This is a genomic window from Bordetella sp. MIP270_01_BMS (genome assembly GCF_054958705.1).
Genome location: NZ_CM143297.1, coordinates 2,336,379 through 2,351,992 on the forward strand (window position 1 = coordinate 2,336,379; position 15,614 = coordinate 2,351,992).

Genomic DNA, 15,614 nt, shown 5'->3' on the forward strand with positions numbered 1-15,614 from the left:
ACAATGTGCTGTTGGCCTGTCTGATTATCTTTATGCCGTCATGAACGCTTCGACCCTGCCCGACGTAGAAATCGCCCGCTTCAACATGGTAGAGCAGCAAATCCGTCCGTGGGACGTGCTCGATGCCAAGGTGTTGGACGCCCTGTTCGCCGTGCGCCGCGAACAATTTGTGCCGCCCTCGTTGCGCTCGCTGGCGTTTTCCGATCTTGAGATCCCCCTGCAGATCAACGCAGTGGACACCCGCCAGGTGATGCTCGCGCCCAAGATCGAAGCCCGCCTGGCCCAGGAACTGCAGCTCACCCCCACCGACTGCGTGCTCGAAGTCGGCACGGGGTCGGGCTACCAGGCGGCGTTGCTGGCCCATCTGGCGCAGCAGGTCACTTCGGTTGAAATCGACAACCGCCTGGTGTCGTTCGCGCAGCAGAATCTGCAGCTGAACAACGTCACGAACGTCAAGGTCGAAACGGGCGATGGCCGCAACGGCTGGGGCACCACCGAGTACGACGCGATTCTGGTCACCGGCTCGGTGCCCGTGGTGCCCGATTCGATCAAGTACCAACTGCGCGTGGGCGGCCGACTCGTGGTCATCGTGGGCCAGGCGCCCATCATGACAGCCTGCCGCATCACCCGTACCACGGCCGCCAGCTTCGAAACCGTCCACCTGTTCGAAACGGTGGTCAAGCCGCTGCGCGGGGTCACGGTTTCGCAATTCAAGTTCTGATCTTCACGCATGCGCCCCGGATCGCTTGCGGCTGGGCTGATCCTGGCGCTTGCCGCCAGCGTGGGCGCATCGGCGCACGCCGCCCAGGACCTGCTGCAGACCTGGCGCACGGCGCTGGCCAGCGACCCAATCTACGCGGCGGCGCGCGCCAATTACCGGGCTTCAATCGAACAATTGCCGCAGGCGCGCGCCAACCTGCTGCCCGCCGTGAACGCAGAAGTCATCGGCGGCTACGACGAAACCCGGGCCACGCGCAATATCGCGTCGCGCAGCCGCGACGGCACCAGCGTGGCATGGGGCCTGGTGCTCACCCAACCTCTTTATGACGGCGCGCGCTGGCAGCGTTTCGAACAGGCCCGCCTGGGCGTGGCCGATGCCGAGCTGCAATTGCAGCAGGCCTACCAGGACCTGCTGCTGCGCGTTGCAGATGCCTACTTCAACGTGCTGGCCGCGCAAGACACCCTCGAGGCCACAGAAGGCGAAAAGGCGGCTGTAGCGGCGCAGCTTGAAGCCGCCAAACGCAATTTCGAGCTTGGCATCGCGACGATCACCGACACCTATGAAGCCCAGGCGCGCTACGACCTGGTCGTGGCGCAGGAACTGCTGCAGCAGAATGATCTGACGGTGCTGCGGGACGAGCTTGCCAAGATCATCGGCGAGCCCCCGGGCGCGCTGGCCGAGCTTCCGCCCGGCGTGCGCCTTCCGGCTCCTCAGCCGGCCCGCGTGACCGACTGGTCGGCGCAGGCCGAAGCCGCCAGCCTTGCCGTGGCACGAGCCCAGCTGCAGGCGCAGATCGCACAACGCGAGATCCAGGTGGCGCGCAGCGGGCACTATCCGACCCTCAGCCTGCGGGCCAGCAGCGGCAGTTCCGATGGCGCAAACCGCCAGGCCGCCGGCGGGCGCGCCGTGGACAATGCCGTCGGCCTGGTGCTGTCGGTGCCCATTTACTCGGGCGGCGGCGTGTCTTCTCAAGTCACTGAAAAAGTCCAGCTCGAACAGCGAGCCCGCAACGACTACGAGGCGGCGCGGCGGCAGGCCGTCCAGGAAGCGCGGCAGTATTTCACCGGCGTGGTGTCGGGTCTTTCTCGCATCTCGGCCCTCGAGGCGGGCGAGAAATCCAGCCGCGCGGCGGTGGAAGCCAACCAGACGGGGTATGAACTGGGCGTGCGCATCAACCTCGACGTGCTCAACGCCCAGCAACAGCTGTACGCCACGCAGCGCGACCTGGCCCAGGCCCGCTATCGCACCCTGCTCGACAGTCTGCGCCTGAAGGCGACGGGCGGCATCCTGGCCGAGGCCGATCTCGAGGCCATCAACCGCTTGTTGCGGCTGCCTGATAGTCGTCGCTGAACGGCGTGGCGACCCGCGTGCGGGCCACGGGCGGGGGGGTGCCGCCTGCCAGGGCTAAGCGCGCTCGTCGGCGCGGATTTTCCGGACCAGGGCAGTGGTGGATCGCTCGAATTCGAACGGAATGGCCACGGCCCGGCCGCCCCAGCTCTTGACCAGCGCGGTTTCGGGCAGGGTTTCCATATCGTAGTCGCCCCCCTTGACGATGAAGTCGGGCCGCAATTCGCCGATGATTTCCACCGGCGTGTCTTCATGGAACAGGGTCACCGCGCTGACGCAACCCAGGGCGGCCAGCAGCGCCGCACGGTCGTCCTGGCGGTTCAGCGGGCGATCGCTGCCTTTGCCCAGCCTGCGCACGGAATCGTCGGTGTTGATGGCAACGACCAACGTGGCGCCAAGCTGCGCGGCCTGGTCGAGGTAGGTGGCATGACCGCGATGCAGAATATCGAACACGCCGTTGGTGAACACCAGCGGCCGGGGCAGCTTGCCCAGGGCGATGGCCGCAGCGAGTGCGTCGCGGCTGAGTATCTTGGATTCGAATCGGGCGGCAGACATGCGGCGATTGTACGCTGCCGCCGCCCGCCGCTTCACGCGCCGGCGGGCAGGATCAGGCCCGATTGTCCGTCCTGGCGACCCGCCTGCTGCATCATTTCCTTGCGGAAGCGATTCAGGTCTTTCACCGAATCGAACGTCCGGCCCATCAGGCTGGAAAGAATGTGCAGAATGCGGCTGGCCACTTTCTGTTCCCATACCCCGTCGAAGCGGATCTGCGTGTCCAGCCAGTGCTCGAGCCACCCCGGTTCGGGCAGGCGCGACTGCACCGTGTCGTTGGGAAACAGCGCCTTGTTGACGTGCAGATTGGTGGGGTGCATGGCCTGCGCCGTACGGCTGGCCGACGCCATCAATACGCCGATCTTCGAGAACGACAGACGCGCCTGTTCGCTGACCTGCTGACCGCGATCATGCAGCGCGCGCCGCATGTATTGCAGGTAGGCGCCCGCATGGCGAGCCTCGTCGCGCGACACGGTCTGATAAATCGCCTTGATGACAGGTTCGGTGTGCCATTCGGCGGCGCGACGATACCAGTGGTTCAGGCGAACCTCGCCGCAGAAGTGCAGCATCAGGGTCTCGAGCTCGGGCGCCGGGTCGAACTCGAAACGCACCTTGTGCAGCTCTTCTTCGGTGGGCACCAGGTCGGGCCGGAAGCGGCGCAGGTATTCGATCAGCACCAACGAGTGCTTCTGCTCTTCGAAAAACCACACCGACATGAACGCGCAGAAATCACTGTCGCCACGATTGTCGCGCAGGAACATCTCGGTGGCCGGCAACGCCGCCCATTCGGTGATGGCGTTCATTTTGATGGTATACGCCTGTTCGTCGGACAGCTTGCTGCCATCGAAGTCGTCCCAGGGTATGTCGTTGGCCATGTTCCAGCGCACGGCTTCCATGGTCTTGAAGAGTTCAGGATAAAGCATGGTGTGCCCTTGTTGGTCCCGCGTGGGGCTGTAATAACATCAAGAAACGCCGTACGGTAACGGCTCGGACCTTGCACGTTGTACGCGCAGGGTTATTTATCGCCGCGCCGCGAGAAGCTGTCATGACAGTTCGATGACGAACTCATGACAAGGCGGCCCGGCGATATCAGTGGATCAGCGGTTCAATGCCCATAGGGCAACCCCCACTGCCACCGCCAGCACGGCCGTCAGGGCGGCCAGCAGGCGATTGCCCCGCTCTTGCGTCTGTCGCAAACGGGCAACCTCGAGCAACAGCAACGGCTCTACATTCGGCCTGCTGAGTTGCTCGTGCATCAGCCGCGGCAACGTGGGCAGTATCTGCGACCACTGCGTGGCTTCTTTGGCGAGCGACTTGCGCAGGCCGTCCAGGCCCATGCGCTGTCGCATCCAGTTTTCCAGGTACGGCTTGGCTGTTTTCCAGAGGTCGAGGTTGGGGTCCAGCTGGCGGCCCAGCCCTTCGACATTGAGCAGCGTTTTCTGCAACAGCACCAGCTGTGGCTGGATCTCGACATTGAAGCGGCGCGAGGTCTGGAACAACCTCAACAGCACCTGCCCCAGCGAGATCTCGGAGAGCGGCCGATCGAAATACGGTTCGCAGACGGCGCGAACCGCGCCCTCGAGCGCTTCTTCGCGCGTGTCGGCGGGCACCCATCCGGATTCGATATGCAGTTGCGCCACACGCCGGTAGTCGCGATGGAAGAACGCCAGGAAATTTTGCGCCAGGTAGTTCTTGTCGAACTCGGACAGCGATCCGACGATGCCGAAATCCAGCGCAATATAGCGTCCCAGCGTTTCGGGCTGGTCGGATACGTAGATGTTGCCGGGGTGCATGTCCGCGTGAAAAAAACCGTCGGTGAACACCTGGGTGAAGAAGATATCGACGCCGCTGCGCGCCAGCCTGGAAATATCGATACCCGCGGCTCGCAGGCGATCGATTTGCCCTACGGGTATGCCATACATGCGCTGCATGGTGAAGACCGTGGGGGTGGTGTATTCCCAGATGACCTCGGGCACGATGAGCAGGTCGCCACGTCCCGATGCCGCATCGAAATTGCGCCGCAGCTGGCTGCAATTGGACGCCTCGCGCACCAGATCGAGCTCGTCGTGCAGATAGTTGTCGAACTCGGCCACGACTTCGCGCGGCTTCAGCCGACGCCCGTCGGGGCCGGTGCGTTCGATGATGCGCGCCACGATGCGCAGCAAGGCCAGGTCACGTTCGATGGCCTGGCGCATGCCGGGGCGCAGTACCTTCACGGCCACTTCGCGGCCGTCGTGCAACACCGCAAAGTGCACCTGGGCGATGGATGCGGACGCCACCGGGTCCACGTCGAACTGGGCGAACAACTGAGCGGGGGGCGCGCCCAGGGCCGCCTCGATGCTCGCCGCCGCCTGGGCCGACGGGAACGGCGGCACGCGGTCCTGCAGCAGGGCGAGCTCTTCGGCGATGTCGGCCGGAATGAGGTCGCGCCGGGTCGAGAGCATCTGACCGAACTTCACGAAGATGGGGCCGAGCGATTCCAGGGCGCGGCGCAGCCGCAATCCGCGCGGCGCGCGCGGGCGCATGCCCAGCCTGAGGGTCCAGCGCAGGCCGCGCGCCAACGGATGGCTCACCCCGGACAGCACCAGGTCGTCCAGGCCGTAGCGGAAACCCACGTAGAGAATGCGTAGCACGCGCAGGATGGTCGGCATAGGGATCAGGCGCCCCTTTGACGAGTCAGGCGGGCGATGCGGGCTTCCAGATCGGCCGCGCGGCGTCCGACGGCATCGGCATGTCTGCCCAGTTCGGCGAGATCGAGGCGCCATTGCGCCAGCAACGGTGCACCCGCCAGCGCGCCGCGCTCTTCGGACAGGAATTCGGACACATTCCGCGCCACGCTGCTGGCCGCGCTGCGCAGCCCCTGGTTGGCGGCGCGGGCTCCGGCGGCCATGCGTGCGGCGGGCATATCGCCCACGAGCCGCGCGAGATCGTCTTCGGGGTCCCAGCGCAGGTTCGCGGCCAGATCGGCCACCACGCGCGCCAGCGCAGCATCGCCCTCGATGTGCGTGGCCTCGGCCATGTCGGGCCGCTCCTGGCCCGGTGCGAGGCGCAATGGGTTGAATTTGGCGGGGTCGACGGTCAGCGTCACGTCGGGCACCACGGCCGCGTCGGCAAGGTCGGCATAGCCTTCGCTATTGATGACCAGGCCAGCCTTGAAGCCGCCCATCGCGAAGCGCACCGTCTTGCCGGCATGGCGCTGCAGACGCTCGCGCGCCCAGGCTTCACGTGCCAGCAAGGCATTGAGCGCGCGGACGGCCACACGCGCGGGGGTCGGCAGTACGGAAAAAGGCAGCATCGGTGCTAACGGACCGGCGGGCCGCAGGCCCTGCCGATTAAACGGACAAACCCGGAGTTTACCGGGTCGGGCGCGCACCCGCCCCCCGGAGGGGGCGGCGGGAAGGACCGCGCCGGGCGCCGTGGGGCACCCTGGGGGTTCAGCTGGCGTATTCGACAGGGATCTGCTGGATGCCGGCCAGCAGCCAGCCGCCTTGCTCGGGCTTGAACAGGTTCCAGACTTCTTCGAAGCGGAAGGCCTCGGTGCCCGGAGCCTCGCGCAGCATGCCGGAGAAGCGCACGCTTGCCAGGTGGCCGTCGGAGACCGTTTCGATGCCCAGCAACTCGGCGTTCAGCAGTACGACCTCGGTGCTGTTCGGCGTCGCGCCGCGTTCGGCCAGCTGCTGCTTCAGTTCCGAAATGAGGTCGTCGGTCAGGAACTCGCGCAGACGATCGGTGTCGCCGCTATCCCACAGCGCCTGGATCTGCACGAATTGCTCTTTGGCCTTGCGCAGGAACTCGGTGCTGTTGAAATCGCCCGGAATGTACCAGTTGTCGGCGTCGCCCTCAGCGGGCACGGCGGCAGCGGCGGGCGCGGCCGCAACGGGAGCGGCAGGCGCCTGCTGGGGTTGCGCCGGGGCCGGGTTCAAGGCCTGGCGCCACAGCGGCTGCTGGGACTTGTCGGCATCATTCTGGCGCGCGGCGTTGCCACCGTACGCACCTTGCGTGGCATGGCGCGGACCGGCGCCGCGCAGACGGCGGATGATGAACAGCACGGCGAACACCACCAGGCCGATCAGCAGCATGCTGGACAGGAATTCGGCGAACGCGCCCGAAAGACCCATGCTCGAGAGCAGGGCCGCGATGCCCAGACCGGCCGCGATGCCGGCGATGGGGCCGAGCCAGCGCGACATGCCGCTCTTGGCGGCGGCGCCCGCTGCCGCGGTGCCGGCAGCGGCACCGGCGGCCGGCGCGGCGCTGCGGTTGGTGGTGGTGGCGGCGGGCGGCGTGGTGGCCTGGCGCTGCTGCGTGATGTTGGTGGACTGCCGCCCGACGCTGCTGCCGCTGCCCATGCGGCGGGCCTCGGCGTCGAACGAGACGGCCAGCATGGCGGTGCCTGCGACGGCAATCAGAGCCGCGGCGAACAGCCGAGTGAATCCGGAACGAAACATGTGGTGTGACTCCTTGAGCACAAGACGCCCCCTGAGGCGTAAACAGGCCGCGAGGCGGCCGGCGTCATTCAAACCGGGGGATTTCTTACATTTAACTGAACATCTCAAGAATAACGGACAAGCCCGCTCGCCACAAGTTCCCCGGCGTGGGGTCAATTCAGGCGCACGCCCTCGTGCAGGGCGGCCACGCCGGCCGTCAGATTGAAATATTGGACACGCTCGAGCCCCGCGGTGCGCATCATATCGGCCAGGGTGTCCTGGTCAGGGTGCATGCGGATCGATTCGGCCAAGTACCGGTAACTGGATTCGTCGCCCGCAACTTTCTTGCCCAGCCAGGGCAGCACGTTGAAGGAATACCAGTCATACGCGGGGGCCAGGGGCTTGGCGACGCGCGAGAACTCCAGCACCAGCAGCTTGCCGCCCGGCTTGAGCACACGCGTCATTTCGGCCAGCGCGCGGTCTTTGTGGGTCATGTTGCGCAGCCCGAAGGCCACACTGACGCGGTCGAAATAGCCCGATGGGAATGGCAGGCTCTCGGCGTCGCACACTGCGGTGGGCAGCAGCAGGCCGTCATCGGTCAGCCGGTCGCGGCCGACGCGCAGCATGGAATCGTTGATGTCGGTGAGCCACACTTCGCCGGTGGCGCCCGCGCGCCGCGCAAAGGCCCGCGCCAGGTCGCCAGTGCCGCCGGCAATATCCAGCGCCTTCATGCCCGGCCGGACGGCCGCGCGCCCGATCGTGAATGCCTTCCAGGCCCGGTGCAGCCCGGCCGACATCAGGTCGTTCATCACGTCGTAGCGCGACGCCACGGAATGGAAGACTTCGGCGACCTTGCGCGCCTTTTCGGCTTCTGGAACGGACTGGAAGCCGAAATGGGTGTCGCCCGATTTCGGATCGGAAGAAGGGGCAGGTTTCTGTTGCATGGCTGGTATCCCGGTATAGATGGCAATGGTAGCCGATTGAAGACGGCGCCTGTGCCGCACCAGCGTGGCCGGAAGTCCGCAGGCCCGGGGTTCCCGGCCGCCACCGGTGTAGACCGGGCGGCCGAGCCGGCCCTGGCTGCTTGGGGTGGATATCCGGAACCGGCAATGCGCCGCTGGTCACATACCTGAAATATTCCGGCCATACTATCGCAATGTCCGCGCTGATTGCGCGCTTAATGACAGCCACGACCGCCATGTCCAGCACCATTCTCGTCGTCGAAGACGAACCCGCCATCCAGGAACTCATTGCCGTCAACCTGTCTTTCGCGGGCCACAAAGTACTGCGTGCGTTCGATGTCGAGCAGGCGCAGACCCTGATACGCGCCGAATTGCCCGATCTGATTCTGCTTGACTGGATGCTGCCCGGCGCCTCGGGCCTGAGCCTGGCTCGCAAGCTGCGCGAAGACGAGCGCACCCGCGCGGTGCCCGTCATCATGCTGACGGCGAAGGGCGCGGAGCAGGACAAGGTCGATGGGCTGGAAGCCGGGGCCGACGACTACATCACCAAGCCGTTCTCGCCCAAGGAACTGATGGCGCGCATCAAGGCCGTGCTGCGGCGGCGCGCGCCCCAGCTCACCGATGACGTCATCGACGTCAGCGGTCTGAAACTCGACCCCGTGACGCACCGGCTGTCGGGCAACGAACAGTCGCTTTCGATCGGGCCCACCGAATTCCGCCTGCTGCACTTCTTCATGACTCACCCCGAGCGTGTGTTCTCGCGTTCGCAACTGCTGGATCAGGTCTGGGGCGATCACGTCTTCGTGGAAGAGCGCACGGTCGATGTGCATATCCGACGCCTGCGCAAGGCGCTCGAGCCCAGCGGCCATGACGTGCACGTGGAAACGGTGCGCGGCAGCGGATACCGGTTTACCGCTCAGGTTCCGGCACGGTAAAACAAGCCACGATGATCTGGCTGCGCACTTTATTCCTGGTCGCCCTGTGGGCGGCCTTGTCGCTTCTCGTGTACTGGCTCGCCGGAAATCCGGCCGGCTGGCTGGTGTTCTGCTCGGCCCTGCTGGGCCTGCTGTTCTGGCGCAGCTGGCGCCTGAGCGCCGTGTCGCGCTGGGCACGCCACCCGGAAACCTCGCCGCCCGCGTCGGTAGGGCCCTGGGACGACATCCTGGCGCCGCTGTACCGCTACACGCGGGCGCGGGCGCGCGAGCTGGCCGAAACCCGCGCCACCATGCAGGGCATGCTAGCTGCCGCGCAGGCCCTGCCCGACGGCGTCGTGACGCTGAACGAAGACTTCCAGATCGAATGGTGTAACCGCGTGGCGCGCCACCATCTGGGCCTGAGCCTGCCGGCCGACCGCGGCACCAGCCTGCTGAATCTGCTGCGCGACCCGGAATTCGTGGCTTATGCGCGCCGCGACGACTGGCCGGAGCCGGTGCTGGTACGCCTGACCCATGGCGACCAGGAACGGGTGATGATGATGCACCTTGCCGCCTACGCCAGCAATCGGCGGCTGCTGATCTCGCGCGACGTCACGCAGATCGAAAAGCTCGAAACCACCCGGCGCGACTTCGTCGCCAATGTTTCGCACGAGTTGCGCACACCGCTGACCGTATTGGCCGGCTTTCTGGAAACGCTGCGCGACATGCCGCCCGAAGCGCTGGACGAGGCGCAGCGCGAACAATACATGAACATGATGCACGAGCAGGCGCGGCGCATGCAGGCCATTGTGGAAGACCTGCTGACGCTGTCGACGCTCGAATCGTCGCCGGGTTCTGAACCGCACGCCGTGGACATGCCGGCCGTGCTGCGCACGGCGCGCCAGCAGATCGAAGCCCTGTCGGCCGGACGCCATCAATTCGAATGGCAGGTCGATGAATCGCTGGACCTGCTGGGCTCCGAGACCGAACTGGCGTCGGCCCTGTCGAACCTGCTTACCAACGCGGTGCGCTACACGCCCGATGGCGGCAAGATCACCGTGCACTGGCAGGGCCTGCCGAACGGAAACGCCCGCTTCAGCGTGCAGGACACGGGAATCGGCATTCCCGCGCTGCACATCCCGCGCCTGACCGAACGCTTTTATCGCGTGGACCGCGGCCGTTCTCGCGCCGCGGGCGGCACCGGCCTGGGGCTTGCGATCACCAAGTACATCGCCATCCGGCATGATGCGGAACTGCTCATCACCAGCGAGGCCGGCAAGGGCAGCACCTTCGCCCTGCAATTTCCGGCAGAACGGGTCGTGGCCGCGTGAGCGCCCCCACCGGCCAAATGGCCTCTGGACGCCATGGCGGCAAACTAAGCCACAATAGTAGGCATCTTCTCTCACCTACCAAGCACCCATGGCCCAGATCGTCCTGTTCGAGAATATTCATCCCAGCGCTCGCGACGTTTTCGCCACCGCAGGCTATACCGACATCGTGACCCATGCGGGCGCCCTGCCGCCCGCCGAACTTCACGCCGCTTTGCGCGACGCGCAAGTCGCAGGCATCCGTTCGCGCACGCAGCTCGACGCCGAGGCTCTGGCGGCGGCTCCCGATCTGCGCGTGGTGGGTTGCTTCTGCATCGGTACCAACCAGGTCGATCTCAACAGCGCCATGCAGCGCGGTGTACCGGTATTCAATGCGCCTTTTTCCAATACGCGCTCGGTCGCCGAAATGGTGCTCGCCGAAGCCATCCTGCTGTTGCGCCGCATACCCGAGAAAAATGCGCGCGTGCATCAGGGGCATTGGGACAAATCCGCCGCGGGGGCCTACGAAACTCGCGGCAAGACGCTGGGTATCGTGGGCTATGGCAACATCGGCTCGCAAATCAGCACGATGGCCGAAAGCATAGGCATGCGCGTGGTGTTCTACGACGTGGAGGCCAAGCTGCCGCTGGGCAACGCGCGGCCGGCCGGCTCGCTGAACGACTTGCTGCAGGAAGCGGACGTCGTGACGCTGCACGTGCCGGGCGGCAAAAGCACCGAGAACATCATCGACGCCGCCGCGCTGGCTCGCATGAAGCGCGGTGCGATCCTGATCAATGCTTCCCGTGGCACGGTGGTGGACATTGCCGCGCTGCACGCCGCCCTGACATCGGGCCATCTGGCCGGCGCGGCGCTCGACGTCTTCCCCACCGAACCCAAAAGCGTCGACGAACCGCTCGCCAGCCCGCTTATCGGCCTGCCCAATGTGCTGCTCACGCCGCACATTGGCGGGAGCACGCAGGAATCGCAGGAAAACATCGGCCGCGAAGTCGCCGAGAAACTGGTGCGCTTCATGCAGTCCGGCACGACCAAGAGCGCCGTCAACTTTCCCGAGCTGCCCTATCTTGAGCCCGCCGGCGCGGCGCGCATCCTGCACGTACACCGCAACGCCCCCGGTGCGCTGGGTACCCTCGACAGCCTGCTGGCCGAACAGGGGCTGAACATCCTGAGCCAGAGCCTGCAGACCCGTGGCCAGATAGGCTATGTGATTACGGATGTCGACGGCGCGGTCAGCGACGCTGTCATGACGGCGCTGTGCAACCACCCCATCACCGTGCGCTGCGACCTCATCACTACCTGACGACGGCGCAGTGGCCGCCGCCGCGCAGCAACGTGACGGCCCGCGCCCTCAAGGCTGCGCGGCGGCTTGCAACAGGCATTCGGCCAGGTGGCTTGCCAGCGATCCGGGGTCGTCCGGAAGGCGCGCGATCAGGCCGATGTCGCGGCCGAAACCGGCGTCCGCCAGGTCGTACACCCGCAGTCCGGTCGTATCGAACTGGCGTGTACGCGGCAACAAGGCCACGCCCAGGCCGCGCCGAACCATGCCGGCAATGGCTTCCATCTCGTCCAGCTCAATCGCCTCGCGCACCGCCACGCGATGTTTCTTCAGGAACATGTCCACCAGGCGGCCACCGAACGAGGAACGGTCGTAGCGTATGAACGGCTGGCTGGCGAGCAGCTCGCGCCAGGGACGTTCGGGTAATGCGGCGGGGGCGGCAAGCACCATGGGTTCGGTCAGCAGCGGGCGCCAGCCCAGTTCGGGCGGAAGGGCGAAGGGCGGGCGGATGAGCACCGCCATGTCGATTTCGCCGGCGTCGACTTGCCCCAGCAGCGTCAGCGACACCCCCGGCACCACCCGCACGCGCACATCCGGGAAGGCGTCCCGGAACTGCGCCAGGGCCTCGACCAGCAGGCTTTGCTGCACCGACGCGATGGCGCCCACGCGCAACAGGCCGCTGACGTGGCCCGCTCCTGCCGAGCTGGCCATGCGATCGGCCAGCGCCACCAGTTCTTCAGCCTGGGGCACCATGTCGCGGCCGGCGGCGCTCAATACCGCGGATTTCGCCGTCCGCTCGAACAGGGCCACGCCCAGATAATCTTCCAGCCGGCGCATCTGTGCGCTGACTGCGGACTGGGTGAGGCCCAGTTGGCGTCCGGCGCCGGAAAACGTACCCAGGCGAGCCGCTGCGAGAAAGGTTTTGAGTTCCCGGATCACGATCAATTTTATTGAGTCTCAGGGCAAAAAAATATCGCTTTTCGATCAAAAAAACAATCTCTACACTGATAAGCAAGGAATCGGACGACACGCCGGCTGAATGCTCAGGCGGCCGCCCGACCCGACTGTCGAATTTGATTTACTCTTGCGTTCCGGAGCCCACCATGACTACCTCAGCCGCCCTGCCCCCGTTTCACCTGGCCTTTCCCGTGCGCGACCTGGCCGAAGCTCGCGCCTTCTATGGCGACCTGCTCGGCTGTCCCGAAGGACGCAGCTCGAACGAATGGGTCGATTTCAACTTCTACGGCCACCAGATCGTTGCCCACCTGTCGCCCGATGAATGTGGGCACAAGTCGACCAGCTCGGTCGATTCGCATGATGTGCCGGTGCGGCACTTTGGCGCGGTACTGCCCATGGACGACTGGGAGGCGCTGGCCAAGAAACTGACCGAAGCCGGCACCCGATTCGTCATCGAACCTTACGTGCGCTTCAAGGGCGAAGTCGGCGAACAGGCCACCATGTTCTTCCTGGATCCGTCGGGCAACGCCCTGGAATTCAAGTCCTTCAAGAACATGGATTCCCTGTTTGCCAAGTAAACCGAAGCACAGGCGGCCCCGCTGTTGACCACGACTTCATCCGTTGCTCCCGAACCGGCCTGGCGCATCGAGCCGCAAGGCGACCGCTGCCTGCTGGTGCGCTTTGGCGAGACCATCGATATCGATGTGGGCCGGCTGTGCCTGGCCGCCGCGCACAAATTGCGCCAGGCCGCGTTGCCCGGCGTGACGGATGTGGTGCCGTCGTTCGTGACGGTGGCGGTGCACTACCAGCCTGGCGGCGGCCAGCGGCCGGGTTTCCGGCAACTGGCCGACCGTGTCGAGCGATTGCTGGCCGACGGCATCTCGGCCGACGTGCAGGCGGGCCGGCGCATCGAGCTTCCCGTCTGCTATGGCGGGGAATTCGGCCCGGACCTCGATGACGTGGCGCGCCATGCCGGCCTGTCCCCCCAGGAGGTCATCGACCTGCACGCCGGATCCGACAGCCTTGTCTTCATGCTGGGCTTCGCACCCGGCGCGCCGTACCTGGGCGTCCACGACGCCAGGCTGAACCTTCCCCGGCGTGCCTCGCCGCGCACGACCGTACCCGCGGGCTCGGTGGCCGTCGCCAACCGGCAGACCGTGCTGTATCCCAGCCAGCTTCCCGGCGGCTGGAACATCATTGGCGCCACGCCAGCAGTTCTGTTCAACCCCGGCGGCGACCCCCCTGCCTTGTTGCAGCCCGGCGACCGGGTGCGCTTCGTGCCCATCGACGCCGCCGAGTTCCGCCGCCTGCGCGAGGCCGCGCAATGAGCATCACTGTCATCAAGCCCGGCTTGTTGTCCAGTTTCCAGGACCAGGGCCGCACCGGCGCACAACACCTGGGCGTGCCCGTATGCGGAGTGATGGATGCCCGAGCACATCGCCTGGCCAATCTGCTGGCCGGCAATGACGCCGACCATGCCACGCTCGAGATCACCCTGGCCGGGCCCACCCTGCGCTTTGACCAGCCGGCATGCTTTGCCATCGGCGGGGCCGACCTGCAGGCCACGCTGAACGGCGCCGCAGCGCCCTGCCACCGCCCCCTGGTGGCCCGCGCCGGAGACGTGCTGACGTTCGGCATGGCGCGCCCGGGCGCCGGCCTGCGGGCCTACCTGGCCGTGCATGGCGGCTTTGCGCTGCAACCGGCCCTGGGCAGCTGCAGCACCTATCTGCGCGGCGGTTTCGGCGGTCACGCCGGCAGGGCGCTGGCCCGGGGCGACACCATCGGCCTGCGCTCGCCATTGCCCGACCGGCCTGCTTCGCTCGACACGCTGGCCCAGGCGCTCTGGCAGGTGCGCATCTACCTGCCTGCCACGCTGGCACTGCAGCCGCGCCGCCAATTGCGCATTCTGCCGGGCGCCCATTGGGACGAATTCACCGCCGACGCGCGCCACCAATTGCTGCACGCCGAGTTTCGCGTCAGCACTCAATCCGACCGCATGGGATATCGCCTGGAGGGCCCGGACCTCACGATGTCGGCGCCACGCCAGATCTTGTCTGAAGCCATCAACTATGGCACCGTACAAGTGCCCTCGGGCGGTCAGGCCATCGTGTTGATGGCCGACCGCCAGACCACCGGCGGGTACCCCAAGATCGCCCAGGTGATCACGGCTGACTTGCCGGCGCTGGCGCAGATGGGCCCCGGCGAAGCCTTGCGCTTTGCGCGTGTCGAACTGCACGAGGCGCAACAGCTCGACGGCGACCGCGAAGACGCCTACGCCCTGTTGCAAGATGCCCTGAAACCACTGCGCGTTCTGCTGCGCGCTTGAGGACCCACCCTATGAATGCCGCGATCGACCTGAACTGCGATATGGGCGAAAGCTACGGCGCCTGGCACATGGGCAACGACGAAGCCGTGCTGCAGTTCGTCAGCTCGGCCAACGTCGCCTGTGGATTCCATGGCGGCGACCCCTCCACCATGCGCAAGACCGTGGCCGCGGCGCTGGCACGCGGGGTGGCGGTGGGTGCGCATCCCAGTCTGCCCGACCTGGTGGGATTCGGCCGGCGCGCCATGCAGATCACGCCCCAGGAGGCCTACGACATGGTGGTGTACCAGGTGGGGGCGCTCGCCGCGGTGGCGGCGAGCCAGGGCGCCCGCCTGCATCATGTAAAGCCGCACGGGGCGCTCTACAACATGGCAGCCAAAGACGCCGCCCTGTCCAAGGCCATCTGCCGCGCCGTGCGCGACGTGGACGCCAGCCTGGTGCTGTACGGCCTGGCGGGCAGCCAACTGATCGTGGCGGCCCAGGACGCCGGCCTGCAGACGGCCCATGAAGTGTTTGCCGACCGCTCTTACCAGGACGACGGCACGCTCACGCCGCGCACCCATCCCGGGGCCATGATCGAAGACGCAGACACTTCGGTCGCCCAGGTGCTGCGCATGGTGCGAGAGGGCGTGGTGCGCTCCGTGAACGGACATGATGTGCCCGTGCGCGCCGATACCCTGTGCATTCATGGCGACCAGCCCAATGCCCCGGTCTTTGCCAGGGCCCTGACCGATGCCCTGACCAAGGCCGGCATCGAGGTGCGCACCGTGCCGCAGGGTTCCTGACGCGCCAGCCGCCAGGCTCGGTATCGGC

The 15,614-nt window shown here is 66.3% G+C and carries 15 protein-coding genes and 1 pseudogene; 9 read left to right on the forward strand and 7 right to left on the reverse strand.

Features of this window, described 5'->3' with window-relative positions; genetic code table 11:
• Positions 1 to 40: 40 nt before the first annotated feature.
• Both ACV17W_RS10895 and ACV17W_RS10900 read left to right on the forward strand, forming a co-directional pair.
• Complete coding sequence (locus ACV17W_RS10895; protein WP_462592356.1) at positions 41 to 721, forward strand: protein-L-isoaspartate O-methyltransferase family protein; 681 nt, start codon at positions 41 to 43, stop codon at positions 719 to 721.
• Between the two features lie 9 nt (positions 722 to 730).
• Positions 731 to 2,071: a TolC family outer membrane protein gene (locus tag ACV17W_RS10900; protein ID WP_462592357.1), complete on the forward strand. Its 1,341-nt coding sequence runs from the start codon at positions 731 to 733 to the stop codon at positions 2,069 to 2,071.
• Positions 2,072 to 2,125: 54 nt separating this feature from the next.
• Here ACV17W_RS10900 and ACV17W_RS10905 read toward each other — a convergent pair whose 3' ends face one another.
• From ACV17W_RS10905 to ubiE, 6 genes are all read right to left on the reverse strand, one after another.
• Positions 2,126 to 2,623, reverse strand: a complete 498-nt coding sequence (locus tag ACV17W_RS10905; protein WP_462592358.1) for an adenylyltransferase/cytidyltransferase family protein — start codon at positions 2,621 to 2,623, stop codon at positions 2,126 to 2,128.
• Positions 2,624 to 2,655: 32 nt separating this feature from the next.
• A complete protein-coding gene (locus ACV17W_RS10910) occupies positions 2,656 to 3,543 on the reverse strand; it encodes a ferritin family protein (RefSeq protein ID WP_462592359.1) in 888 nt (295 codons plus the stop codon).
• A 174-nt stretch (positions 3,544 to 3,717) separates the two neighbouring features.
• Entirely contained in the window at positions 3,718 to 5,271 is a 1,554-nt protein-coding gene (ubiB, locus tag ACV17W_RS10915) for a ubiquinone biosynthesis regulatory protein kinase UbiB (protein WP_462592360.1), read from the reverse strand.
• A gap of 5 nt (positions 5,272 to 5,276) precedes the next feature.
• Positions 5,277 to 5,915, reverse strand: a complete 639-nt coding sequence (locus ACV17W_RS10920) for a ubiquinone biosynthesis accessory factor UbiJ (RefSeq protein ID WP_462592361.1) — start codon at positions 5,913 to 5,915, stop codon at positions 5,277 to 5,279.
• Between the two features lie 139 nt (positions 5,916 to 6,054).
• Positions 6,055 to 7,065 carry a Tim44 domain-containing protein gene (locus tag ACV17W_RS10925; protein WP_462592362.1) on the reverse strand — a complete coding sequence of 337 codons (1,011 nt, stop codon included), beginning with the start codon at positions 7,063 to 7,065 and terminating at the stop codon, positions 6,055 to 6,057.
• A gap of 152 nt (positions 7,066 to 7,217) precedes the next feature.
• Positions 7,218 to 7,988 carry a bifunctional demethylmenaquinone methyltransferase/2-methoxy-6-polyprenyl-1,4-benzoquinol methylase UbiE gene (gene ubiE / locus ACV17W_RS10930; RefSeq protein WP_462592363.1) on the reverse strand — a complete coding sequence of 257 codons (771 nt, stop codon included), beginning with the start codon at positions 7,986 to 7,988 and terminating at the stop codon, positions 7,218 to 7,220.
• Between the two features lie 254 nt (positions 7,989 to 8,242).
• On the opposite strand from ubiE, the gene phoB reads away from it, so the two are divergent.
• The 3 genes and pseudogenes from phoB to serA form a co-directional block, all read left to right on the forward strand.
• On the forward strand, positions 8,243 to 8,941 hold the full coding sequence (gene phoB / locus ACV17W_RS10935; protein WP_462596522.1) for a phosphate regulon transcriptional regulator PhoB: 699 nt from the start codon (positions 8,243 to 8,245) through the stop codon (positions 8,939 to 8,941).
• A gap of 11 nt (positions 8,942 to 8,952) precedes the next feature.
• Positions 8,953 to 10,251 (forward strand): phosphate regulon sensor histidine kinase PhoR, encoded by a 1,299-nt coding sequence (phoR, locus tag ACV17W_RS10940; protein ID WP_462592364.1) that lies wholly within the window; start codon positions 8,953 to 8,955, stop codon positions 10,249 to 10,251.
• Between the two features lie 82 nt (positions 10,252 to 10,333).
• Positions 10,334 to 11,545: pseudogene (serA, locus tag ACV17W_RS10945) on the forward strand (phosphoglycerate dehydrogenase); the annotation flags it as partial.
• 48 nt (positions 11,546 to 11,593) lie between these two features.
• On the opposite strand, the gene ACV17W_RS10950 reads toward serA, so the two are convergent.
• Positions 11,594 to 12,460 carry a LysR family transcriptional regulator gene (locus ACV17W_RS10950; RefSeq protein ID WP_462592365.1) on the reverse strand — a complete coding sequence of 289 codons (867 nt, stop codon included), beginning with the start codon at positions 12,458 to 12,460 and terminating at the stop codon, positions 11,594 to 11,596.
• Positions 12,461 to 12,624: 164 nt separating this feature from the next.
• On the opposite strand from ACV17W_RS10950, the gene ACV17W_RS10955 reads away from it, so the two are divergent.
• The 4 genes from ACV17W_RS10955 to ACV17W_RS10970 are packed head-to-tail and all read left to right on the forward strand — an operon-like array spanning position 12,625 to position 15,586.
• Positions 12,625 to 13,056 carry a VOC family protein gene (locus tag ACV17W_RS10955; RefSeq protein WP_462592366.1) on the forward strand — a complete coding sequence of 144 codons (432 nt, stop codon included), beginning with the start codon at positions 12,625 to 12,627 and terminating at the stop codon, positions 13,054 to 13,056.
• 24 nt (positions 13,057 to 13,080) lie between these two features.
• Positions 13,081 to 13,806 (forward strand): 5-oxoprolinase subunit PxpB, encoded by a 726-nt coding sequence (gene pxpB, locus ACV17W_RS10960; RefSeq protein ID WP_462592367.1) that lies wholly within the window; start codon positions 13,081 to 13,083, stop codon positions 13,804 to 13,806.
• Positions 13,803 to 14,804 (forward strand): 5-oxoprolinase subunit C family protein, encoded by a 1,002-nt coding sequence (locus ACV17W_RS10965; protein ID WP_462592368.1) that lies wholly within the window; start codon positions 13,803 to 13,805, stop codon positions 14,802 to 14,804. The genes pxpB and ACV17W_RS10965 overlap by 4 nt, the downstream gene beginning before the upstream one ends.
• A gap of 11 nt (positions 14,805 to 14,815) precedes the next feature.
• Positions 14,816 to 15,586, forward strand: a complete 771-nt coding sequence (locus ACV17W_RS10970; RefSeq protein ID WP_462592369.1) for a LamB/YcsF family protein — start codon at positions 14,816 to 14,818, stop codon at positions 15,584 to 15,586.
• Positions 15,587 to 15,614 lie beyond the last annotated feature (28 nt).

What these genes read in the sequence shown, in the direction of transcription:
- ACV17W_RS10895 (WP_462592356.1), top strand. Translation starts at nt 41, where the DNA reads ATGAACGCTTCGACCCTGCCCGACGTAGAAATCGCCCGCTTCAACATG.
- ACV17W_RS10900 (WP_462592357.1), top strand. Translation starts at nt 731, where the DNA reads ATGCGCCCCGGATCGCTTGCGGCTGGGCTGATCCTGGCGCTTGCCGCC.
- ACV17W_RS10905 (WP_462592358.1), bottom strand. Translation starts at nt 2,623, where the DNA reads ATGTCTGCCGCCCGATTCGAATCCAAGATACTCAGCCGCGACGCACTC.
- ACV17W_RS10910 (WP_462592359.1), bottom strand. Translation starts at nt 3,543, where the DNA reads ATGCTTTATCCTGAACTCTTCAAGACCATGGAAGCCGTGCGCTGGAAC.
- ubiB (WP_462592360.1), bottom strand. Translation starts at nt 5,271, where the DNA reads ATGCCGACCATCCTGCGCGTGCTACGCATTCTCTACGTGGGTTTCCGC.
- ACV17W_RS10920 (WP_462592361.1), bottom strand. Translation starts at nt 5,915, where the DNA reads ATGCTGCCTTTTTCCGTACTGCCGACCCCCGCGCGTGTGGCCGTCCGC.
- ACV17W_RS10925 (WP_462592362.1), bottom strand. Translation starts at nt 7,065, where the DNA reads ATGTTTCGTTCCGGATTCACTCGGCTGTTCGCCGCGGCTCTGATTGCC.
- ubiE (WP_462592363.1), bottom strand. Translation starts at nt 7,988, where the DNA reads ATGCAACAGAAACCTGCCCCTTCTTCCGATCCGAAATCGGGCGACACC.
- phoB (WP_462596522.1), top strand. Translation starts at nt 8,243, where the DNA reads ATGTCCAGCACCATTCTCGTCGTCGAAGACGAACCCGCCATCCAGGAA.
- phoR (WP_462592364.1), top strand. Translation starts at nt 8,953, where the DNA reads ATGATCTGGCTGCGCACTTTATTCCTGGTCGCCCTGTGGGCGGCCTTG.
- ACV17W_RS10955 (WP_462592366.1), top strand. Translation starts at nt 12,625, where the DNA reads ATGACTACCTCAGCCGCCCTGCCCCCGTTTCACCTGGCCTTTCCCGTG.
- ACV17W_RS10965 (WP_462592368.1), top strand. Translation starts at nt 13,803, where the DNA reads ATGAGCATCACTGTCATCAAGCCCGGCTTGTTGTCCAGTTTCCAGGAC.
- ACV17W_RS10970 (WP_462592369.1), top strand. Translation starts at nt 14,816, where the DNA reads ATGAATGCCGCGATCGACCTGAACTGCGATATGGGCGAAAGCTACGGC.